This window comes from Vibrio sp. SCSIO 43097 (genome assembly GCF_023650755.1).
In the GTDB taxonomy this organism is placed as follows: Bacteria; Pseudomonadota; Gammaproteobacteria; order Enterobacterales; family Vibrionaceae; genus Vibrio; species Vibrio alginolyticus.
Window position 1 is genome coordinate 401,499 of sequence record NZ_CP071841.1, and the last position, 20,031, is coordinate 421,529.

A 20,031-nucleotide genomic window follows, 5' to 3' on the forward strand; every position below is an offset into this window, starting at 1 on the left:
TCGGTTTTGTTTTAAACCCAGACAAGCTTGTTAACTTTCACGATTGGTGAGGGTCTAACGAAGCTTTATGCAGTTACGTCCGGCCTTTTTCGCTTTGTAAAGTGCTTCGTCCGCTGATTTAATAACGTCCAGAGGAGCTTGCCCATTCCGGCTATCAGCAACTCCGAAACTTGCGGTAACAAAAACCGACTTTCTTTTCGAACTGTTGCTACCACGACGTTTTTGTCCTTGTTTATGGTTCTCAGGGCGAGATTCTTCATCGCGTAATATCATCTCGTATTCTGCAATCGATTTGCGAGCTTCTTCCAAAAAGTTCTTACATTCGTCAGCGTATTTGCCTTTAAAAACGATGGTAAATTCTTCTCCGCCAAATCGATAAACTTTTGCGCCGCCTGGGGTTTTAGTGAGGCGCGAAGCGACCATTTTTAGAACGTCATCACCAGTATCGTGACCGTAGGTGTCGTTAAACTTTTTAAAATGGTCAACATCAAGCATTGCAATCGTGAACTTCTTACCCATGTGTTTTAGATCGAGATCAAGTGCACGTCTGCTTGGAATCAGCGTTAGGCTATCGGTGAAAGCCAGTTGATGGCTAGCGGAAGCGGCATAAATAATGATAAGCAGCCCTGTTAGCGTAAACATGGTGCTTGATATGTACTGCACATCAAAGAAAATGAACGTCGCAGACGCCAATACCATGGCAGAGTAGGTCATCGCATGGATAATTTCATTCTTCTTTAAAACAAGGATTCCAAGAAAACAGACAATACCCACGCAATATAAAACAAGAATTAAAGGCAGTTTAGAGACGGTCGGTACAATAAATAAAATACCGCTTGTCCATTGTTCAAACCCTCCTTCAACGTAATATGCTAGCGTTAGATAAGACCAAAGAACGAACATTGCTAACATCAAGATGTAAGTCAACATGGCTCTAGAGTCAAAACCTTCTTTACTAAACAAAAATACCGTAAGAAACGAGACAGGAAGTAACGTGGCTAAAATGGTTAGCTCAAGTAAAGCGGTACCACTTTGAAGCGGGACTTGTAGGCGGTGCTGTATCACGAAGTAGGCTAGCAACATTGCCAAGCACACCATGGACTCTCTGCCTTGCTTAAATGAATAACAAAGGAGTAGCGCACAACCTAATAGTATGTACGGCAAGTTTGCGGCAATGCCCCAGTTTGCCTGAGTCATCTGAATAATGCTGTCCATGCCCGAACTCACTATGCCCAGTAGCAAAAAAGGGAATAAGAATCTGAAGCCTGATGAAGTCATTGACGATGAGGACATCTATTACAAACTGCCTGAAAATAGTTGACTATATAATTGGTTAGGTAAATCGTTTTATCAATATGGATATTTATCCGTTATTGAATTTCGAACTTTGAGAACTAGCAAGAATACGTCTATTTGTTCCTTTTCCCAAGTATTTTGGAAGACATTATGGCAAAAAGAGAGAGATTGATTAAATTAAGAGCAATCAATAAGTTGTTATAAACAAGTCGTTGCTATACTCATTTCATAGGAAAAAGGAGATTTACAGATGCAGATAAGCTCAGATGTGCACAATTACATGGAAACATTAGTAGGCCAGGTTCTCAGTTTGCCCGAATTTTTAGAACAGTATGACAACGAACAGTTAGCCGATATTGCTTGCCTTGCGCTTATCCAGCTCAAGCCTGTCTATATCCGTCATGATATTGATTTTTTGTCTTCACTTCCTGAACAAAAATTAAGCCAGTTTAAGCAAAGCGCGGATATAGCGGTGAAAAACGCCGCAGAAATGGTGAAAGAAGACAGGCGCAAGAACCGAGAGTATGATGTGCCTGTAATTTTTTCCCATACTAGTTATGATGATGACAAAGAGTTGGATTGGTATGAAAAACCGATCCTTAACGTTAATATCAAGTAAGAGTCGCTCAGTTGACTAGTGAGTTGACCCAAGGAGGAATCGTGGGATTTTTTTCGCGTTTGTTTGGTGGTAGTGAGAAAACGGTTGAAGCTAAAACTATCGAACCAGTTGAGTATAAAGGTTTCTTTATTTACCCAGAGAGCCTTTCAGAGGGCGGACAATATCGCATCGCTGGTCGAATAGAAAAGCATGACAATGATGAAGTGAAAACACATCGGTTTATTCGCTCCGATTTACTTGGCTCAGAGCAAGATGCCAATGACCTTATGTTGAAGAAATCTCAAATGTTTATTGATCAAATGGGCGATAAAATCTTCGACTAGCAATTTACTGCAATTTGATTCCAGTCATCTTAAAAAGAGCCATTAGTGTATATGCTAGTGGCTCTTTCTTTTTAACGCTTAAATCTCTGTTAAGTCAGTATTTAATCGTTACCTGGTTAGACCTCAGTCTAGTACGGTGTTGCGTTGTTATTTTTCGAGCACAGAGCGACAATCATTCATTACTTAGCGTTATATGTAATGAAATTTAGTATTTAAATTACAAAACACTTGAAGTAATGAGACGCGTTCGATACAAACAGAATAATAACAGGGCTGTTAGTCAAGGTGTTATTGTGCAAATGGGTGTCCCCAAACATCATCTTTCGTTTGCAATTGTCTTGCGTGGTAAACAGATAGAAATAAAAAAGAATTAGAGTAGAGCGACGCTCTGTTTTGGGACTAATTTATTGATATGTATACAAGGAGTATGCGTTTTGCAAATCGGTGTACCTAAAGAGATACTCGCGGGTGAATCGCGAGTGGCTGCATCGCCGAAGTCGGTTGAGCAGTTAATAAAATTGGGATTCGATGTCGCGATTGAATCCCAAGCGGGGGTGCTAGCGAGTTTCGATGATGCCGCTTATGAAGCAGCTGGTGCGAAAATCGTTTCTAGTGAAGAAGTTTGGGCATCTGGCCTTATTTTAAAAGTTAATGCGCCAATTGTGGATGATGAGCAAGGCATTGACGAAATTGCGTTACTGCAAGATGGAGCAACACTGGTTAGCTTTATTTGGCCGGCTCAAAATGCTGAGTTGATGGAACAACTTTCAAGTAAGAACATTAACGTTCTTGCCATGGATTCCGTTCCTCGTATCTCACGTGCACAAGCCTTAGACGCGCTATCTTCGATGGCTAATATCGCTGGTTATCGTGCAGTGGTTGAGGCAGCTCATGAGTTTGGTCGTTTCTTTACAGGTCAAATTACGGCTGCCGGTAAAGTACCTCCAGCGAAAGTATTGGTTGCGGGTGCTGGCGTCGCTGGCTTGGCGGCTATCGGTGCTGCAGGTAGCTTAGGTGCCATTGTCCGTGCGTTTGACGTCCGCCCAGAAGTAAAAGAGCAAGTTGAATCGATGGGCGCTGAGTTCCTGACCGTTGACTTTCAAGAAGAGTCAGGCTCTGGGGATGGCTACGCAAAAGAAATGTCTGATGACTTCAACAAAAAAGCGGCAGAGTTATACGCAGAGCAAGCTAAAGATGTTGATATCATTATTACGACCGCGCTCATCCCTGGTAAACCTGCGCCGAAGTTGATCACCAAAGAAATGGTCGACAGCATGAAAGCGGGCAGTGTAATTGTTGACTTGGCAGCCGCTAATGGCGGTAACTGTGAATATACAGTGAAAGACCAAGTTATCATGACGGATAACGGGGTAAAAATTGTTGGTTACACTGACATGGTTGGTCGTTTGCCTACACAATCTTCTCAGCTTTACGCGACAAACCTTGTTAACCTTCTAAAACTGCTGTGTAAAGAGAAAGATGGCAACATCAATATTGATTTTGAAGATGTTGTTATCCGAGGCGTTACCGTGGTGAAAGCAGGTGAAGTTACTTGGCCAGCTCCACCAATTCAGGTTTCAGCTCAGCCGCAAGTGAAACAAGAACAGCCTGTAAAGCCAGAGCCTAAAATAGAAGAACCTACGTCTCCAACGAAGAAAATTATTGGTGTGGCAGCGGCTGTTGGAGCCTTTGCATGGGTTGCATCGGTTGCTCCGGCAGCGTTTCTTTCTCACTTTACTGTATTTGTTCTAGCGTGTGTTGTCGGATACTACGTAGTATGGAATGTTACCCATGCACTTCATACTCCACTAATGTCAGTAACGAATGCTATCTCTGGCATTATTGTCGTTGGTGCATTACTGCAAATTGGACAAGGTAATGGCGTCGTTTCATTCCTATCTTTTATTGCCGTATTGATCGCGAGTATCAATATCTTCGGTGGTTTCACCGTTACCAAGCGTATGCTTGAAATGTTCCGAAAAGATAAATAGGAGTCACAATGTCTGCAGGATTAGTACAAGCAGCTTACATTGTTGCTGCATTATTTTTCATCATGAGTTTGGCGGGGCTTTCAAAGCAAGAGTCTGCTCGTAATGGTAACTACTACGGTATCGCTGGTATGACGATCGCGCTAATAGCGACGATCTTTAGTCCAGATGCGCAAGGTTTTGGTTGGATCATTATCGCGATGGCGATAGGTGGTGCGATCGGTATTTTCTATGCGAAGAAAGTAGAAATGACCGAGATGCCAGAACTGGTTGCGATTCTACACAGCTTTGTAGGTTTAGCTGCGGTTTTAGTTGGCTACAACAGTTACCTAGATGCGCCAGAAGCAGCAACACATGCTGAGCATGTTATCCACCTTGTAGAAGTATTCTTGGGTGTGTTCATCGGTGCCGTAACTTTCACCGGTTCAATTGTCGCATTTGGTAAGCTGCGTGGTGTGATTTCTTCGTCGCCACTTAACCTGCCTCATAAGCACAAAATGAACCTCGCAGCGGTTGTTATTTCTACGCTTCTTATGATCTACTTCGTAAAAGCAGATGGCAGCATGTTCGCTCTTATTGTGATGACTTTGATCGCGTTCGCATTCGGCTACCATTTAGTCGCTTCAATCGGTGGTGCTGATATGCCAGTTGTTGTCTCTATGTTGAACTCATACTCAGGTTGGGCAGCAGCGGCAGCAGGTTTCATGCTCGCAAATGATCTATTGATTGTAACAGGTGCTTTGGTAGGTTCATCAGGTGCGATTCTTTCTTACATCATGTGTAAAGCAATGAACCGTTCGTTTATTAGTGTTATTGCCGGTGGTTTTGGTCAAGAGATAGTGATTTCAGGTGACGAAGAGCAGGGCGAATATCGTGAAACAACGGCTGAAGAAGTTGCAGAGATGTTGAAGAACTCAAAATCAGTAATCATCACTCCAGGATATGGCATGGCAGTAGCTCAGGCACAATACCCTGTTCATGAAATTACTGATGTACTTCGTTCACAAGGTATTGAAGTTCGCTTTGGGATTCACCCAGTAGCGGGTCGTCTACCGGGGCATATGAATGTGTTACTCGCTGAAGCAAAAGTACCGTATGATATCGTTCTTGAAATGGATGAAATCAATGATGACTTTGCAGAAACCGATACCGTATTGGTTATCGGTGCTAACGATACGGTCAACCCAGCCGCACTGGAAGATCCGAACAGCCCAATCGCTGGTATGCCCGTATTGGAGGTATGGAACGCGAAAAACGTAGTGGTATTCAAGCGCTCAATGAATACTGGTTACGCAGGAGTACAGAACCCACTGTTCTTCAAAGAAAATACATCAATGCTATTTGGTGATGCGAAAGAAAGTGTTGAGTCTATTTTTAAAGCACTTTAACCATTCTTGATTTAAAACTATACAGGGTCAGCAATCGCTGGCCCTTTTTTGTTCCGTTTCAATGTTATAGTAATGCAAATCCTTCTGTTAGCAGATGTCAATTGCTTGTAGATTGATGTATAGTTTTGGCTAATGTAACAAGTGACGGTAACAGTTTGATTAAAAAGTTTTTGCTCGGTTTTGCAACTGTATTGCCGCTTTTTTCGGCACCTGCATTTTCCGATTCACTACCAGAAAGAATAGATACGTTTACAGAGCTATTTAACTATGAAGTAGCTCTTAAGTCGTACGATATTCGTATTCTGCAATCAAATTATCCTACCAAGTTACTTGCGCCAGATTCGCTTCTGCCGCAAACGTCTGACTATCCGTTAAAAGATATCCAACAGCTTTACAGCTTGGCGAATACTTGTCGTGGCAAATTACCATTAAGTCCTTTAATTACTGAGCCTTTGGTATTTACAAGAGCGATTTGCAAAGGGACGCAGCTGACACCTCGTTGGTTCTCGCGTAGTGGTCTCATTCACCCTGGTGGTGGGACGTACGCGGCACGTTATGTGGATAAGTATCCAGAACTCAAACCCAAACTATCTCAGTACATGCATATAAAAGAGCGTGATAACGAGGAAGGGGATGAGTTGCTAGAAAGCTTGAAAAACATGGATGACGACGCCATTAATGCTTTGATTGCAGGCGCGAGCATGTTTATTGAAGGTAACGAACTTTGGCTAAGACGTGGTGACCGTTACTTTGTTTTCGAGAAAGATATCTGGCAAGAGAACGTAGCGAATGCGGGTCTGTCATACGCTCTAGCCTCTCAAAGCAAAAGTTGCTTTGTTAAACGAGGCAATATTTGTTGGGATGTAGAAGATCACTCGCAAGTTTTGCGGATCAGTATGATCATACTGGTAATCGCCAATATTCTTTTGGTGATTGGTTGGGCGGTGTACCGTTGGAATAGCAAGCGAGAAGAACTACGTAGTAGAATGCTCGTGTTGCAAATTTTAACGCATGAGCTCAGAACACCGATTGCATCTCTATCACTAACGGTTGAGGGCTTTCGTCGAGAGTTCGAGCATTTGCCTGAAAGTGTGTATGACGAATTCCGCAGATTGTGTGAAGATACACGCCGCCTGCGTCAATTGGCAGAAGCGAGTAAAGATTATTTGCAATCTGATAACCAAATGCTTGCAACAGACTGGGTACCATCCGTTGCAGATTGGTTAGAATTTAAGATCGAAGAAGAATTTGATAGTGCCGTGCTTTTTAACATCAATGAAGATGTGGCTGCTAAAGTTAATGTGTACTGGTTAGGAACTTGTATCGATAACTTGCTTCGTAATGCGCTTAAGTACGGTGTCGCACCGGTTGAATTGGATGTCTCAACTAGTGAAGAAAAAATAGTATTCCAAGTCCGAGATGCAGGAGGCCTAACGGCTAAAGATTGGGCAAATTTGAAGAAACCGTTCGTAAGTAAGAGCGGGTTAGGACTTGGATTAACAATCGTTGAATCTATGGTAGGCCGCATGGGCGGAAAAATGTCCTTAATGGGACCACCTACAACTTTTATATTGGAGATACCTTGTGAAACAGACACTGCTTCTCGTTGAGGACGATAAAAACTTGGCTGACGGCCTGTTAGTAAGCCTGGAACAAGCAGGATATGAGTGTTTACATGTGGAGCGTATTGCAGACGTAGAGCCACAATGGAAAAAAGCTGACTTGGTAATTCTCGATCGCCAACTCCCAGATGGTGACTCTGTACAATGTCTCCCAGAATGGAAACAGATTAAAGACGTACCAGTTATCTTGTTAACGGCACTTGTTACCGTAAAAGATAAAGTTGCAGGCCTTGATTCCGGCGCGAACGACTACTTAACAAAGCCTTTTGCTGAAGCGGAGCTTTTTGCGAGAATCCGTGCACAGCTACGAGCACCGGATTCAGCAGAACAAAGCAACGCTGATAAAGTGATTACAAAAGACTTAGAGATTGACCGCTCGACTCGTGAAGTGACTTATAAAGACGAGCTAATTACGCTTACTCGAACAGAGTTTGATTTGCTGCTATTTTTGGCGTCAAACTTAGGTCGCGTGTTTACTCGTGATGAGCTACTTGACCACGTTTGGGGTTACAATCACTTCCCGACAACACGTACGGTTGATACACATGTATTACAGCTTCGTCAAAAACTGCCAGGACTGGAAATTGAAACACTTCGTGGTGTTGGCTACAAGATGAAAGCATAAGTCGTAATGAAAATACTACTCCCTGTAGTTGTCTCATTAGCGTTAGTGAAACCAGTCCATGCGATGGACTGGTTTCAAACTAACACGCCTTTAACACAGGCACATCAACACTTACTTGAAGATGATCTTACGGGTATGTTCAACTCTCTTGTTGAACTCTGGCAAACGGAACCAAGTAAAGATTTGACTCCTCACCTTAATGATCTTCTTGGTCAGTCACTATCTAAAAACTGTGGCAAGGCTCTCACTGGTGTAACGCTGCCTGATTGGATAAGTGGTGTGAACGTTATTCGTCAGACTATTCAAAGCCCTGGGCGAGATACATTTAGATTGGTGATCAAGCTAAGAGCTACAACTGACATCGAAAATATTTCATTTAATCGATGGGTGGATGATTCTATATCCGCGGACAGTTCATTCAGCTATGAACAACAGCCGAACGGGACAGAACTTGCCAACGAGCGTAGTTACTCGAAACGCTATAACTTAACAGGCAAGCTTGAAGCTGGTTTATATCACTTAACCGTTGTTTCTACTGATAAACAAGAGTATCGAACTTGGGTAATACTTGGAGATTCAAACTCTTCTCAATATGTTCGTTGGACATCTAAAGAGAATTGGAAAGTAGAAAAGAGCGCACTTCGTAATCCCCATTGTCCATTACCGCAACTTGAAGTTGGTTTGTATGACTACATTGATGGTCAGTACGAGCAAATGTGGAAAAAGACTTATGAGTCTAACTATCCAAATTCATTGGAGCTAGCGGGTGTCCCAAACGATAGATACGTATTGGCGGTAAGTATCAATAGTCGCCGTTGGCAGGGCGATATAATTGTTGAGCAGGCTCAAACTATTAGCCGAACCTATGATCTTTCCCAGGAAGAATAGTTAAAGAAATACTACTTGTGCCGATAAAGGTTCAGGACGAACTAAAATCACAAGTGTAGTATGAAAAACAAATATAAAATTCTTGCCACTTCTATTGCTACTATTCTTTTCGCTAATGCTGCCTCTGCTGCTACTTATGCGATAGAGGCTCGTAGTGATGCAATGGGTGGCGTTGGTACCGTATCAGCAACTTATCTAACTGCGCCTTTTTTCAACCCCGCTCTTACTGCGATTTATCGTCGAAATGACGATGCAGGCATGATCGTGCCAAGTTTTGGTGGCAGCTACGATGATCAATATGATCTAGTTGATGAGATCGAACGCATCAGCAAATTGACAGACGTCGATGAAATCAAAAAATCGATGGATGCTATCGATGGGAAAAAGACAGACTTTGATCTTGGTGGTGTCGTTGCCATTGGTATTCCCAACAAATTCTTATCTGCAACTGCATACGGTAAGCTATACACTGAATCATTCGTACAACCAAATGTTGATACCTCAGGTACTAATCCATTAGATGATAGCTATGTACAAGGTGTTTCTATTGGCGTGGCTGAAGCAGGTATTTCACTTGCTAAATACACTAATTTCATGAACCAACACCTTTCTTTTGGTGTTACTCCTAAACTTCAGCGTATATACACATACTCATACGCCACGAGTTTTCAGAATTTTGATACTAAAGACTTACGTGAAAATGAGACCGCGGAAACGATGTTTAACTTAGACGCCGGCGCACTTTGGTTCTTTGGCCCATATCGTCTCGGTATTTCAGCGAAAAATTTGATCGGAAGAGACGTTAAAACAAAATCATTCCAATATGGCAGCGATACGATAAAATCATACGAATATAGCATGCGTCCTGTATACACCGTTGGGGCAGGGATTGTTGCCGATTACTTTACGATGAGTGTTGACTACGATCTTAACGAAGAAAAACGTTTTTCATCCTTTGATGATAATACGCAAATGATTCGAGCCGGTATTGAATTTGATATTTTGCGTCAAATGGCATTACGAGCAGGGTATATGAAGAACTTAGCTCGAAGTAATGACGAAGGAACCATTACTGCTGGTATCGGGTTGTCTCCACTTAAGTTGTTCGAATTGGATATCGCAGCTCAGTACACAAACGAGAACGCTATGGGTGCATCCATTAATTTCCTTGCTACCTATTAATCGAATCGTTATAGTCAGCTCCTCAAAATGAGGAGCTTTTTATGTTTGACGATTTACCCCCTCTATCTCACCAAGAGCAACAACAAGCTGTAGAGAGAATTCAAGAATTGATGGCGAAGGGCACAAGCACTGCAGAAGCTATCAAAATTGTTGCCGAACGGATTCGTTCTGAGTACGCAGAAAAACAACAGCAACAAAACTAATCAATTCATGGACAGGGCATACGCCCTGTTTTTTTGCCTTTCTATTTTCTATTCCTTTACACTCCCAAACACCACCCTGGTTACGCTGTAACTAAAATTTATTATACCTATATGATTTTAATCTTGTTCAATTGCCTTTAAGACTAAATAGCGAGTTAGTAAAATTTTACCTAATCGTGTTAACCTTAGTTTTCGTAGCACAGGTAATTAGGCATTTTTAAAGAACTAACAAATTAAACTCAATAATATCAATTGTTTACCTCGGTCTTTTAATCTGCCAACCATATTGGTCGCGATTGATCTTGTAATTTAATTACAAAGCCCAAGAGAGCTTCGCTCTCAGACAGAAGATTATGCTAAAAAAAGAAAAAAGAGACACCGTAACTTATAACGATAATTAAACTAGAGTTATTAAATAAGCGATATAAGAACAGTAAGCACTCGCAGACATATGTAATAGATGAATCGAAATTCATCTTATTGAGCTGCTTTTTTAGCCGAAATACGTCTCCTGGATTTGAGCGGAGCGTTACATATTGAACACGCTTAACCTAAAGTAGTTTTACTAAACTAGGCGACGTTGAAGTGGGTAATATGAAACCTCAAGAGTAGTAGAAATCAAGAGCAGTAACGCCTATTACAACGTAACGTTTCCTGACGTCCTTCCTGTTAAATAGTCCGATAATTAGAGAAGAAATTGGAAAAACATCGTTGATCTTTGGATGAGAGGAAGCAACAAGGTTGTAATGAAAACTATTTGCCTGTTTTACACTAAACTCCTTTAACTATCATGTAGCAGTAGTTTTGATGTTGTGTTCGCTCTATGTGGACTAGACTTAATATGAGAACAAAAACTAACCAAGGGAGGAATGATGGGTTACAAGCACGTTTTGGTTGCTGTCGACTTATCTAAATCTAGCCAAGCCGTTATCGAAAAAGCAATAATGCAAGCGGATAACTCAAGCAGCAAACTCTCATTTGTTTACGTAGATGTTGATCGTATAGTCATGGAAGCGAAGGAAGAGCAAGAATTGGAAAGAAGGCTGCAAGAGCTCGCTGATAAATGCTTATGCCCAGTAAACGAGACCATGGTAGTAATCGGCGATCTTCATATAAAACTATCGGGAATCGTCAAAAAAGAGGGGATAGATTTAGTTGTCTGTGGTCATCATCACAACTTATTGAGTCGCTTTTTTTCATCGATACCAAAGGTTGTGAACGAAGTTGAAGCTGATTTATTAATCGTCTATTTAGACGAGTGATCGACAACTCTTGTTCGCACTCATCATTTTTTGTCACTAAAAAGCCGAACTTTTATGTTCGGCTTGGTGTATCGGTGATAATAAAAGTTTTTAGCCAGGAATGATTGATGCCTCATGAGATAAAACAGATGCAGACTCCGCGTTTGACTGCAGATCAAAATGTACGTTAACTTGCACGCCTTCTCGCTCAAAAGTGACATCATCAAAATCGGTCATAGCGATTTTGAATCCATTTCTAGCAAAAAAGCCAGTCACCATAGTTCGCTGCTTAATTTCTAATGCAGACGCGAGTAGCTTATCCATGGCATTCTCCTTGGTTATTGTGGGGATATGGGTAGAAGATACACATAGATTGGTATGAAATCAATTTTATATAAAGTTGCTTTTGATGAAAATTTTAATGTAAGTCAATCTATCGTTTACCCCACGTGATTTATTCCACGCAAAACCTTGATAACAAGACGGCAGAGCACCTCACATTGTGATAGCAAGCATAAAGATGGGGGTGTTAATAAATACCGCCGAAACAATATGTTACAAAGATTAGCGTTAGGCCTAGTTGAGTAGACAACGCAAAATTCTAAATCTGAACAACCGCCCTAAAATGACTCACTCTTCAATACTTGTGATAACTCAGACCTAATAAAAGTAGATATCTCGGCTAGCTTTCTTGGCAAAGGGTTTTGATAAGGGTAGGCCATATACATGGAACGTTCTATATCAAAAGTTTGCGATATTCGGATGTTTTTGTCTATATAGTTACTTTTAACAAGATAGTTTGGAATGACACCAACCCCAACTCCCTCAGAAACAAAGTTTATTAAAATAGAGGTGTTATCAACTTCGATAACATCAGTATATTGACTTTTAATTGATTCCTTATTCGAATGATGTTTGTAGATTAATAGTGTTTTGTGGTTGGCATTACTTACCCTAGATATCAAAACATCACTATAATCACCAAGTTTATGTGCAATAAGAGTGTCATCAATAACATTATTAAGCCTAATCGCTAAATCTACATTGCTTTCTAATAAATTTTCTACATTGTTACTTGACGATATTTCAAAATCAACTTTTGGATATCGTTCTTTTAAGTCTTTAAGAACAGAACCAAAAATAGAAGAGGCTATAGAGTTGGGCATTGTGATTTTAAACTTTCCATCAATGCATTCACTCAACGAGCTAGCTCTGTAATTTAACTCGTGCAAACTCTCTAACGTCTTGATAGCAAGCTCTCTAATGCTTTCGCCATGATCAGTTAAAACGAGTTTCCTTGTTGTTCTGTGGACGAGTGTTACGCCAAGTTGTTTTTCTAATGCTGCTAGCTGCCTGCTGACTTGAGCTTTAGACTTTCCAAGTTCTTTTGATGCATCTGTAAGAGAGAGGCGTTTACAAATGGCTGCAAAGCAGATCAGCTCATTGTTCATCAATTCCATGATTGTTACCTTTTTGCAACTCTGAGTCACGTTGTCTTTTAACTGGTGGGAAAGTATAACTTGCATCATCGGAGGGGGACAATGATATTTAAAAGCCGTCATGAAATAATGGCAGACTACTATCTTAATAAAACCATATTGGATATTAAGTTAAACCGATATCCTGAAGGAATTAACTCAACCGGATTAAATATAGAAAATAAAGATTTAAAAATAAAAAATTTGTCTCGTGAACTTACTAAGTTGGATTCGGGTGATTTAATGTTGATTGTGCATCATTGATAATGACTCATTCCATATCGGAAAAAGTAATAATAAAAGTTGAAATTGATTCTTTAAATTATAAAGTTAAAAGTGTGAGGATATTTAAATATGAAGACTGCAGTACAAAATTCGAAAAGATCTGTTTATCAGAAAGATACATTGTATAGAATAATAAATAATATTAGTACTTTGTATACCAAATCACTAGTAAAATTATTTGGTGAAGAGTTGAGAATCCATCATTGCAAACATAAGATTAATGTAAGAACCACTAACGAGTTGAGTGAACATATGAAGAAAGATCTAGGTATAGATTGAAAAGTAGAGAGTTTACATCTGTTAGATTCCTTGTTCCTATAAAGATAATCTAGTACTTACACGTTAGGGTTAAGCAAACGCGTATCCATGTTGACTCATATTGAATGAGCAAGATGCAAAACCAACGTGCATGGTGTCGGACGTAACCAAAGATACAGTTCAAGTGGTCGCTGTGGTGGAATCGAAGTTCATGGCCCATACAAGACAGCTGATGAAGCTTGCAAGGAAGCAAAAGCCAAATACGGTGTAACTAAACTGACTTCACCAATGCTAATCTTCTAACCCTTAAGTTCGCATTATATGTGAAAGGGTTAATATAGGTTAGACAGGGGCGCCTGCTTGTAAGGCATTGATTAAACGGGGGTTATTGTACTTGTCATCTATCAAACCGAACACCAAATTTTGATCATCTAGTTCCAGTAAGTCAGCGATTTTAAAGGCTATTTCCCAATCCATAGAACAGCTACCTGCGCGCCAATGGGCTACGCGACTACGACCAACGCCAAGTTTCTGAGCTAGTTTGTAGTCTGAGCCCAGTTCGTACTTAGCTTTTACTCTGTCTAAAAGTATGTTTGTGTAGTTCATTTAGTAACTGTTTAAAAAAGAAACAAGATTGTTAAATTGTAGAGCATCTTACGTGCTATTTCAGTAGTTTAACTCGTTTGTACGTTTAAAATAATTCGTTTACGGTTGCCATGTTCAAAAAAGAGACAGCTTGCGGAGGCTATGAACATGGAACGTATAATCTCAAACCCAATTCACTTACCTTGCCCTGATATGGCAGGGTGTGCAAATCCAGACCCAATTAAAACGGCTAAATCACTGCGTAAAATCGCAGAATTACGCGAGAAGTTCGCCGAGCAATTCCCTAAGAAGAAACAGACGTACATTCCTACACGTTTTCGTCAGGGGGTTGTAGCATGAATCTTAGTATCTGGAAATCGCGCCGCAATCAGCGCCAACTTGTTGCATCACAAGACAATGGAACTCATATCTACTTCGACAGTTTCGAACTTGAAACCGTTGAAGCCTCGCTTTGGCTTTACCAAGGGATGACGCTTGTCGCTTGTATCAAAGCACAAAACAACACCTTAACTGACATTACCACCACGGCTCAACGTATGGCGACGCTTGGCGCGCAAAATAACGGTGAGTCACTGGCTCAAGTTGAGGGGGCGTAATCATGAAGATTTCAAGTAACCGAGATTTTAGAGACGCCATGCTTTATGTGGAAAATCTGATGAAGCAAGGCAGCTATGTTGGGTTGGTCAATTTTGCAATGAGATTGGCAAGTGACAATCGTGAGCGTGAGGATGCGGTAGATATATTGATTGGGCGCTGGATTCATCACAGAAGTGGGCTTCTGACGTTTGATGAAAAATCCATGATGGCATTGCGCTCGGAAAAACTGGCTAGCAAATTAATCGAATTTAAAATCCGCAAGCAAGATGAAGCGCCCCAAGTGGGCGCGGATTCTTCCCTTTAATCGGGGGGATGCATGGACTTCGACACCAAAGCCATAGAAATCAAGATGGCGGGCAAGACGTTCGCCAATGATGCCATTCATCAAAGTGCCTTTTCACGCCGATTCTTCCCACGCTTACCCGCGATAGTTCGCAACGATGTGCGCCGTAAAGTAGAGGCGCGCACACAACGCCAAAACGCCACACGTGAAAACGTGATTAAAACCGCCAAGGATGCGGTGAAATTTGGCCTGAAGTGCGCACACCATATCGAGAATCGTTACTCGTTTGTTGACAGTCGAAAGGGCGCGCATAGCGAGCCATTGACGCACAACATCTTGATGCGTGACGACGCGCTGACCAAGTTCGCGGAGAAGTACGCCGACCAATGCGTCGAGATTTTATCAAGCCTAAATGCCGAGGGTTACGCCTCTTTTGTTGAGGCGTTGGCCGCGGTTTATTCTGAGCAAAAATCGCTACTTAAGACCATTCACATCAAGCCGCCATACGTGAATTTCAAAGTGAAAGACGTTGAAGTGTTAGAGCAAATGCTAACAGCCGCGGTACTCAAAATGCAGTCGGAAAAGTGGGTCGAACGTCGTTTGCTGCGTCTGCGTGGTGACTACATCGAGTACGCCCAAATCACCATGAGCCGTGTGGGTGACAAAGGCCATCAAAGTAAATACGTGTCAGAGATTTCCTTTAGTAACTGGAAGCGCAAGCAACGCGATTCCGAGAAATACATGAAGTCGATGAGCGTGTACAACGAGGAAACAGGCGAGCACTTTCCATTAGAGGAAGTGGCAAAGCGCACCATTGCTAACCCTGAGAACCGCCGCATTGAAATGATGGTTCGCTCTCGTGGCTTTGAAGAACTGGCCGACGAACTGGAATACACCGCGCTGTTCATTACGTGGACACTGCCAAGCCGTTATCACCGCAATTCTCCAAAGTGGGACGGTTCAAGCGTCAAAGACGGACACGCTGAGTTAATGCGCCAATGGTCACTTGCTCGCGCTAAGTTGGCCAAGTTGGAGATTGAATACTTTGGCTTTCGTGTAGCCGAGCCACACAAAGACGCAACCAGTCATGCGCACTATTTCTTGTTTTGCTCTCACAAAGACAAAGCCAACATCATTCGTATTCTCCGCGGTGAGGCGATTGCGCCAGACCGTGAGGAACTGGGCGACGACATCACGCCACGCTTCGACGTTAAAGAAGCCGACCCAAGCAAGGGCGGCGCAACGGCGTACATTGCCAAGTACGTCTCGAAGAACATCAACGGTAAACACATGCCAGACACTGAAGCCGAAGAAAGCGCATTTAAAGTGCGCGCTTGGGCGTCCGTGCATCGCATTCGCCAGTTTCAGCAATTTGGTGGTGAGCCTGTTTCTTTGTGGCGCAGTTTGCGCCGAGCGACAGCCGAACAAACCCAAAAAGATGATCAACTAGAAGAACTGAGACAAGCGGCAGACTCATCCAAATGGGCGCTGTTTTGTCAGTTAGCTAAGGGCGCTAAGTTGGCTTACAAAGAAAACAAAAACGACTACGGCGAACCAATCAAAAAAATCATTGGTTTTGAGTGGTGCGGTCAAGTCATCGAAACCGCTAGCGAGTGCTATTCGCTCGTTCAAACGAAAGACGTAAAGCGTCTTTTAAAAAGTCGCGGAGCGACGTCTTGGAGCACTGAAAATAACTGTAACTCCCCACTCATTACAGAGTTGAAGAAGCTCACCGGATGGAGCTTTGAGGGAGTGAAATGTCTATTAGAGCCGTTGGCGAATGGGGCGACGGTTTCCATCGACCAATATTGTTCAATCAAATTACAAAACAACACATTACGACTGATTTAACCCGTTTGGGATATTGCTTGCGACAACGATTTCAGCAACTAGGTAAGGACAACCCAATGAGCAACATCGACAAAATCACCCAAGAAATGGAAGCCGAAGTGAAGCGCAGCAAAGGCGGCGTGTTTTGGCGTCTCATGTTGGTCTGGATGAAGGAAGTCAACAAACAGATTCAGAACAAACCGAACACCGATGAAGAACTAGCCGAGGCTTAAACAATGGAAATGCTATCTCTTAAAGAATGTCAGCAAGCAATGGCCGCGCTCGATGCGGCCGACAAACTCAACGCCAGTGTGGAAAAGGAGTTGAGCCAATTTAAAAACATGGACACCAACGCGATTATCAAGCGCGCAAGCAAGATGCTCATGACGGGTAACTTTTCGCTTGAAGCGTTCGGGTTAAATCCGACGCTGTTCGACCAAATCGAGCAGCTTACCAAGCTCAACAACAAGGTGCGTGAAAAGTATCGTGGTTGTGTAAAAGGCAACATGCAGCAATTGGAAACAGTCGAGGCGGCCGCCGATGAGTAAACACCCAAACCCAATTCGCGGGCACGTATCGTGTCCCGTTTGCCAAAGTCCCTCAACCGTGCATCGTGTCGGTGAGGGCAAGCTGATTGCTGAGGGCGAGCCAACCAAAAACGGGCGCAACTTAGGACTGCTGTATTACAAGTGTCCAAGCTGTGGCAACAGCCCAATGAGCAAGAGCATTAACGCTTTTGTAGAAACCAACATGGTTGACTCGGTTGAACAGTTAGAGGTGGGTGACGCCGTCACAATTGAGACTGAATCGCCAACGGTTGAACCAGTACCCGAAACCGTTGCAAGCACTGATACGCCTAGCGTTGAAGTAATTGAACAAGTGGAAGCGCCAAGCGTTGAAACCGAGCAAGTAACCGAACCGGAACCCGCACCAACGCCCGTTAAAAAGCCGCCGTTTCCGGTTAAAAAAGTCTTAGCGGGGATAGCCTTTGTCGCCTTGTTGATTTGGGCGATTCGTCAACTGATGCCAACCAAACAACCAACCGAACAGGGAGAGCCAATCAATGCAGGATGAAATGGAAAACCAACCAGAGCTAGATGATTGGGGCGACTTTTCCGCGGTTATCAGTGGACTGGAACAAACCGAAGTCAGCGAACTAACCGACTTACCAACCGAAGCGGCCAACGATGACAACAACCAACCCGCGGGTGAAATGTTCGAGGGCGCATTGTCGGTACTGTTCACCATTGCTGAACAAGCGACGTCGATTATTTCCGGTGTCGATTTTGAGTTTGATGAAAAAGGCAAAGCGGCGGTGATTGATGCCGCGTTGCCTGTGTTGGAAAAACACAGTGATAGCGTGTCGTCGCTGTTTGGTGATTACATGCAAGAGGCTGTGCTCGGTTTGGCGGTGTTGTCGCTGGTCTACAGTGCCAAGAAAACCATGGCATATCAAAAAGAGCTATTAGCCATCGAGGAGGAAAAACAGCGTGAGCAAAAAGAAAAAGACGCCGCTTAAATTCCCCAATCCGGTCAACTCCAACCCGTCACACGATGCCGAACATGTCATCTACGTGGCGGGCACGGGCGGGGGTAAAACCTCCGCCGTTAAGCACTTAGGTTTGGTGCCAAAAGCCGCGCAAGCGGTTTTTTTTGACCCTTACCGCAACTACGCGGGGGCGAAATTCCGCGGCCAACAATGCTTTGAAACCAGTTCTCGCGTGGCGTTCGTCAAAGCTTTGGTGATGGCACGTAAACGCGGCAAGTCGTTCAAACTGGCGTACATTCCTAAAGATGGCGCGTGTAGTGAGGAACTTGAATTTTTTAGTGCAGCGGTGTGGGCTGTCGGTAATGGCGACGCCAAACAACTGCATGTGATCATCGAAGAGCTTGCAAGCTGCGTGGAAACGTCCGGCAAACTCAAAGGCAAGGCGGGCGAATTGTGGCGCGGTGGGCGTCAATATGGGCTTGTGCTGCATTCGATTTTCCAACGCGGGCAGGAAGTCCCCAAAACCGTGACCGAGCAATCGCCTGTATGGTGGATTGGCGCGGTTAACTCGATGGCCGATGCACGATGGCTCGCGGATAAAAAAGGCTTGTGCGTCGATACCTTGGCGGGCTTGAAGTCAGCCAAGAACAACAAAGCCGCAATTGGCAAACCCATTGCCGAATATATGCTCGTTCGTGACGGTATCGGCAACGTCGAAAAAGGCGCATTCAACTGTCTAACCGGAGCACTTCAACGCTAAATCCAACCTATAGGTTAACCACTTAACCTATAGGTTGCTCTCACTTCCAAGCCTGTCCGTTTCCCTGTTTCATGAAATCACTTTTTAACCGTGTACAACCGAAAGGGACAACATGAAACAGCAACACAAAAACCTACTGATGGCGCTGATTATCACGTTAATCGTGATTGCCGCTATCAACAACATCAGCGTGCTAAACCCAGTGCGTGAAACTCTTAACGGCGAAAATGGGTGGTTCTAATGGAAGCACTAAAACAACCTTTTAACCCGCGTCCACGTGAGCTTGACCCTGTTGAGGGTGTGAACTGGGGCAACCAAGCCACCTTGCGTTTGGTATCGGGTCCAACGTACCAAAACATTGAACTGGTGACGGACATTCTCGACGCGGCAGACATCGAGCGCATCACGGTAAAAGTGAACGGCCGTGAAATCGTCAACGTGACGGGTCAAGACCTTATCGACTTACAAGAGCACAAGAAAGAATACGTGCAAGCGGGTCGCTACGTGCTGAACTTCTCGGATTTGTCGATGCGTACCAAACTGGGTATCCGTACAGGTGAGCTAGTCACGCTGCAAGGCGAAATCTGGTTCATGTACATCCAGCTAAAAGCTAAAACGGGTGCCGCGGCACCAATGATTCGTGCTCGTGCTCATACCACGGCGGCACAAAGCCAACGTATCTACATGCCGCGCATCTATTCCCAAACGTGGTACGCCTCATCGAGTGGTCGCACACCGTTTGACTTTGCCGAGCGTAGCGCGGCGCTGTCTATCAAGCGTTTGCACCTCAAAGACAACACCATTGAACGCGTTCGCGTCCTGCGTGATGAGCGTGAAGAACTCAACGTGAACAAGGCCGATAACGCCTACGACTTAGCCGCGGCAGGTCGTGAGCAGAATGCGGGCTTCTTCTCGATGGACTTCACGCGTTGCGGTTTTGGTAGCGAAGCACGTTTACCAACGGCGGCCATGAAACAACTGGCGTTTGAAGTGGAAAAAACAGCACCGGGCAGCATTCCGGTACTGATTGAAGCCATTGAACAAGTGGCGGTGCCTACCGCGCAGTAAGG

At 43.4% G+C, this 20,031-nt stretch carries 26 protein-coding genes; 22 read left to right on the forward strand and 4 right to left on the reverse strand.

Annotated features, from left to right (window positions below):
* Positions 1 to 54: 54 nt before the first annotated feature.
* Positions 55 to 1,293 (reverse strand): GGDEF domain-containing protein, encoded by a 1,239-nt coding sequence (locus J4N40_RS18200; RefSeq protein ID WP_025998618.1) that lies wholly within the window; start codon positions 1,291 to 1,293, stop codon positions 55 to 57.
* Between the two features lie 253 nt (positions 1,294 to 1,546).
* Here J4N40_RS18200 and J4N40_RS18205 point away from each other — a divergent pair, with 253 nt between their 5' ends.
* From J4N40_RS18205 to J4N40_RS18250, 10 genes are all read left to right on the forward strand, one after another.
* Positions 1,547 to 1,915: a late competence development ComFB family protein gene (locus J4N40_RS18205; protein ID WP_005376241.1), complete on the forward strand. Its 369-nt coding sequence runs from the start codon at positions 1,547 to 1,549 to the stop codon at positions 1,913 to 1,915.
* A gap of 41 nt (positions 1,916 to 1,956) precedes the next feature.
* Entirely contained in the window at positions 1,957 to 2,238 is a 282-nt protein-coding gene (locus J4N40_RS18210) for an HlyU family transcriptional regulator (protein ID WP_170896981.1), read from the forward strand.
* Positions 2,239 to 2,672: 434 nt separating this feature from the next.
* On the forward strand, positions 2,673 to 4,229 hold the full coding sequence (locus J4N40_RS18215) for a Re/Si-specific NAD(P)(+) transhydrogenase subunit alpha (RefSeq protein ID WP_136976384.1): 1,557 nt from the start codon (positions 2,673 to 2,675) through the stop codon (positions 4,227 to 4,229).
* A gap of 8 nt (positions 4,230 to 4,237) precedes the next feature.
* Positions 4,238 to 5,614 carry a Re/Si-specific NAD(P)(+) transhydrogenase subunit beta gene (gene pntB, locus J4N40_RS18220; protein ID WP_005376248.1) on the forward strand — a complete coding sequence of 459 codons (1,377 nt, stop codon included), beginning with the start codon at positions 4,238 to 4,240 and terminating at the stop codon, positions 5,612 to 5,614.
* A gap of 155 nt (positions 5,615 to 5,769) precedes the next feature.
* On the forward strand, positions 5,770 to 7,224 hold the full coding sequence (gene vxrA, locus J4N40_RS18225; RefSeq protein WP_025767766.1) for a sensor histidine kinase VxrA: 1,455 nt from the start codon (positions 5,770 to 5,772) through the stop codon (positions 7,222 to 7,224).
* A complete protein-coding gene (gene vxrB / locus J4N40_RS18230) occupies positions 7,199 to 7,861 on the forward strand; it encodes a response regulator transcription factor VxrB (protein WP_005376251.1) in 663 nt (220 codons plus the stop codon). Before vxrA ends, vxrB begins: the two co-directional genes overlap by 26 nt.
* Positions 7,862 to 7,867: 6 nt before the next feature.
* Entirely contained in the window at positions 7,868 to 8,749 is an 882-nt protein-coding gene (locus J4N40_RS18235; protein ID WP_054700914.1) for a DUF2861 family protein, read from the forward strand.
* A gap of 60 nt (positions 8,750 to 8,809) precedes the next feature.
* Complete coding sequence (locus J4N40_RS18240; RefSeq protein ID WP_170890095.1) at positions 8,810 to 9,931, forward strand: conjugal transfer protein TraF; 1,122 nt, start codon at positions 8,810 to 8,812, stop codon at positions 9,929 to 9,931.
* A 41-nt stretch (positions 9,932 to 9,972) separates the two neighbouring features.
* Entirely contained in the window at positions 9,973 to 10,134 is a 162-nt protein-coding gene (locus J4N40_RS18245) for a YoaH family protein (protein WP_005376257.1), read from the forward strand.
* Between the two features lie 872 nt (positions 10,135 to 11,006).
* On the forward strand, positions 11,007 to 11,396 hold the full coding sequence (locus J4N40_RS18250) for a universal stress protein (protein ID WP_005376258.1): 390 nt from the start codon (positions 11,007 to 11,009) through the stop codon (positions 11,394 to 11,396).
* A 90-nt stretch (positions 11,397 to 11,486) separates the two neighbouring features.
* Here the strand turns inward: J4N40_RS18250 and J4N40_RS18255 are convergent, their stop codons facing one another.
* Both J4N40_RS18255 and J4N40_RS18260 read right to left on the reverse strand, forming a co-directional pair.
* Positions 11,487 to 11,699 (reverse strand): hypothetical protein, encoded by a 213-nt coding sequence (locus J4N40_RS18255; RefSeq protein WP_005376260.1) that lies wholly within the window; start codon positions 11,697 to 11,699, stop codon positions 11,487 to 11,489.
* A gap of 296 nt (positions 11,700 to 11,995) precedes the next feature.
* On the reverse strand, positions 11,996 to 12,835 hold the full coding sequence (locus tag J4N40_RS18260) for a LysR family transcriptional regulator (protein WP_005376262.1): 840 nt from the start codon (positions 12,833 to 12,835) through the stop codon (positions 11,996 to 11,998).
* 81 nt (positions 12,836 to 12,916) lie between these two features.
* Between J4N40_RS18260 and J4N40_RS18265 the strand changes: the two genes are divergently transcribed.
* Positions 12,917 to 13,117 (forward strand): hypothetical protein, encoded by a 201-nt coding sequence (locus J4N40_RS18265; RefSeq protein WP_250654639.1) that lies wholly within the window; start codon positions 12,917 to 12,919, stop codon positions 13,115 to 13,117.
* A 621-nt stretch (positions 13,118 to 13,738) separates the two neighbouring features.
* On the opposite strand, the gene J4N40_RS18270 is transcribed toward J4N40_RS18265, so the two are convergent.
* Positions 13,739 to 14,002 carry a helix-turn-helix domain-containing protein gene (locus J4N40_RS18270; RefSeq protein ID WP_005390085.1) on the reverse strand — a complete coding sequence of 88 codons (264 nt, stop codon included), beginning with the start codon at positions 14,000 to 14,002 and terminating at the stop codon, positions 13,739 to 13,741.
* A gap of 147 nt (positions 14,003 to 14,149) precedes the next feature.
* On the opposite strand from J4N40_RS18270, the gene J4N40_RS18275 reads away from it, so the two are divergent.
* The 11 genes from J4N40_RS18275 (at position 14,150) to J4N40_RS18320 (ending at position 20,029) form a co-directional block, all read left to right on the forward strand.
* Entirely contained in the window at positions 14,150 to 14,341 is a 192-nt protein-coding gene (locus J4N40_RS18275; RefSeq protein WP_005455288.1) for a hypothetical protein, read from the forward strand.
* A complete protein-coding gene (locus tag J4N40_RS18280; RefSeq protein WP_025627686.1) occupies positions 14,338 to 14,598 on the forward strand; it encodes a hypothetical protein in 261 nt (86 codons plus the stop codon). Before J4N40_RS18275 ends, J4N40_RS18280 begins: the two co-directional genes overlap by 4 nt.
* A 2-nt stretch (positions 14,599 to 14,600) precedes the next feature.
* The gene (locus tag J4N40_RS18285) at positions 14,601 to 14,903 is read left to right on the forward strand and encodes a hypothetical protein (RefSeq protein ID WP_169628968.1); all 303 of its coding nucleotides are present in this window, start codon (positions 14,601 to 14,603) and stop codon (positions 14,901 to 14,903) included.
* A 12-nt stretch (positions 14,904 to 14,915) separates the two neighbouring features.
* The gene (locus tag J4N40_RS18290; RefSeq protein WP_169628969.1) at positions 14,916 to 16,733 is read left to right on the forward strand and encodes a replication endonuclease; all 1,818 of its coding nucleotides are present in this window, start codon (positions 14,916 to 14,918) and stop codon (positions 16,731 to 16,733) included.
* 17 nt (positions 16,734 to 16,750) lie between these two features.
* Complete coding sequence (locus J4N40_RS18295) at positions 16,751 to 16,945, forward strand: hypothetical protein (protein WP_169628958.1); 195 nt, start codon at positions 16,751 to 16,753, stop codon at positions 16,943 to 16,945.
* 3 nt (positions 16,946 to 16,948) lie between these two features.
* Positions 16,949 to 17,260, forward strand: coding sequence for a hypothetical protein (locus J4N40_RS18300; protein WP_005457413.1), 312 nt, complete (start codon positions 16,949 to 16,951; stop codon positions 17,258 to 17,260).
* Positions 17,253 to 17,786, forward strand: a complete 534-nt coding sequence (locus tag J4N40_RS18305; protein ID WP_169628970.1) for a hypothetical protein — start codon at positions 17,253 to 17,255, stop codon at positions 17,784 to 17,786. Before J4N40_RS18300 ends, J4N40_RS18305 begins: the two co-directional genes overlap by 8 nt.
* On the forward strand, positions 17,776 to 18,231 hold the full coding sequence (locus J4N40_RS18310; RefSeq protein WP_169628971.1) for a hypothetical protein: 456 nt from the start codon (positions 17,776 to 17,778) through the stop codon (positions 18,229 to 18,231). The genes J4N40_RS18305 and J4N40_RS18310 overlap by 11 nt, the downstream gene beginning before the upstream one ends.
* Positions 18,203 to 18,961 carry a hypothetical protein gene (locus tag J4N40_RS18315; protein WP_169628972.1) on the forward strand — a complete coding sequence of 253 codons (759 nt, stop codon included), beginning with the start codon at positions 18,203 to 18,205 and terminating at the stop codon, positions 18,959 to 18,961. The genes J4N40_RS18310 and J4N40_RS18315 overlap by 29 nt, the downstream gene beginning before the upstream one ends.
* Before the next feature lie 112 nt (positions 18,962 to 19,073).
* Positions 19,074 to 19,202 (forward strand): hypothetical protein, encoded by a 129-nt coding sequence (locus J4N40_RS24565; protein WP_005457441.1) that lies wholly within the window; start codon positions 19,074 to 19,076, stop codon positions 19,200 to 19,202.
* Positions 19,202 to 20,029 (forward strand): major capsid protein P2, encoded by an 828-nt coding sequence (locus J4N40_RS18320; protein ID WP_169628973.1) that lies wholly within the window; start codon positions 19,202 to 19,204, stop codon positions 20,027 to 20,029. Before J4N40_RS24565 ends, J4N40_RS18320 begins: the two co-directional genes overlap by 1 nt.
* Positions 20,030 to 20,031: the final 2 nt, after the last annotated feature.

Coding starts and splice junctions, on each gene's coding strand:
- J4N40_RS18200 (WP_025998618.1), bottom strand. CDS start 1,293: ATGTCCTCATCGTCAATGACTTCATCAGGCTTCAGATTCTTATTCCCT.
- J4N40_RS18205 (WP_005376241.1), top strand. CDS start 1,547: ATGCAGATAAGCTCAGATGTGCACAATTACATGGAAACATTAGTAGGC.
- pntB (WP_005376248.1), top strand. CDS start 4,238: ATGTCTGCAGGATTAGTACAAGCAGCTTACATTGTTGCTGCATTATTT.
- J4N40_RS18235 (WP_054700914.1), top strand. CDS start 7,868: ATGAAAATACTACTCCCTGTAGTTGTCTCATTAGCGTTAGTGAAACCA.
- J4N40_RS18240 (WP_170890095.1), top strand. CDS start 8,810: ATGAAAAACAAATATAAAATTCTTGCCACTTCTATTGCTACTATTCTT.
- J4N40_RS18245 (WP_005376257.1), top strand. CDS start 9,973: ATGTTTGACGATTTACCCCCTCTATCTCACCAAGAGCAACAACAAGCT.
- J4N40_RS18250 (WP_005376258.1), top strand. CDS start 11,007: ATGGGTTACAAGCACGTTTTGGTTGCTGTCGACTTATCTAAATCTAGC.
- J4N40_RS18255 (WP_005376260.1), bottom strand. CDS start 11,699: ATGGATAAGCTACTCGCGTCTGCATTAGAAATTAAGCAGCGAACTATG.
- J4N40_RS18260 (WP_005376262.1), bottom strand. CDS start 12,835: ATGGAATTGATGAACAATGAGCTGATCTGCTTTGCAGCCATTTGTAAA.
- J4N40_RS18265 (WP_250654639.1), top strand. CDS start 12,917: ATGATATTTAAAAGCCGTCATGAAATAATGGCAGACTACTATCTTAAT.
- J4N40_RS18270 (WP_005390085.1), bottom strand. CDS start 14,002: ATGAACTACACAAACATACTTTTAGACAGAGTAAAAGCTAAGTACGAA.
- J4N40_RS18275 (WP_005455288.1), top strand. CDS start 14,150: ATGGAACGTATAATCTCAAACCCAATTCACTTACCTTGCCCTGATATG.
- J4N40_RS18280 (WP_025627686.1), top strand. CDS start 14,338: ATGAATCTTAGTATCTGGAAATCGCGCCGCAATCAGCGCCAACTTGTT.
- J4N40_RS18285 (WP_169628968.1), top strand. CDS start 14,601: ATGAAGATTTCAAGTAACCGAGATTTTAGAGACGCCATGCTTTATGTG.
- J4N40_RS18290 (WP_169628969.1), top strand. CDS start 14,916: ATGGACTTCGACACCAAAGCCATAGAAATCAAGATGGCGGGCAAGACG.
- J4N40_RS18300 (WP_005457413.1), top strand. CDS start 16,949: ATGGAAATGCTATCTCTTAAAGAATGTCAGCAAGCAATGGCCGCGCTC.
- J4N40_RS18305 (WP_169628970.1), top strand. CDS start 17,253: ATGAGTAAACACCCAAACCCAATTCGCGGGCACGTATCGTGTCCCGTT.
- J4N40_RS18310 (WP_169628971.1), top strand. CDS start 17,776: ATGCAGGATGAAATGGAAAACCAACCAGAGCTAGATGATTGGGGCGAC.
- J4N40_RS24565 (WP_005457441.1), top strand. CDS start 19,074: ATGAAACAGCAACACAAAAACCTACTGATGGCGCTGATTATCACGTTA.
- J4N40_RS18320 (WP_169628973.1), top strand. CDS start 19,202: ATGGAAGCACTAAAACAACCTTTTAACCCGCGTCCACGTGAGCTTGAC.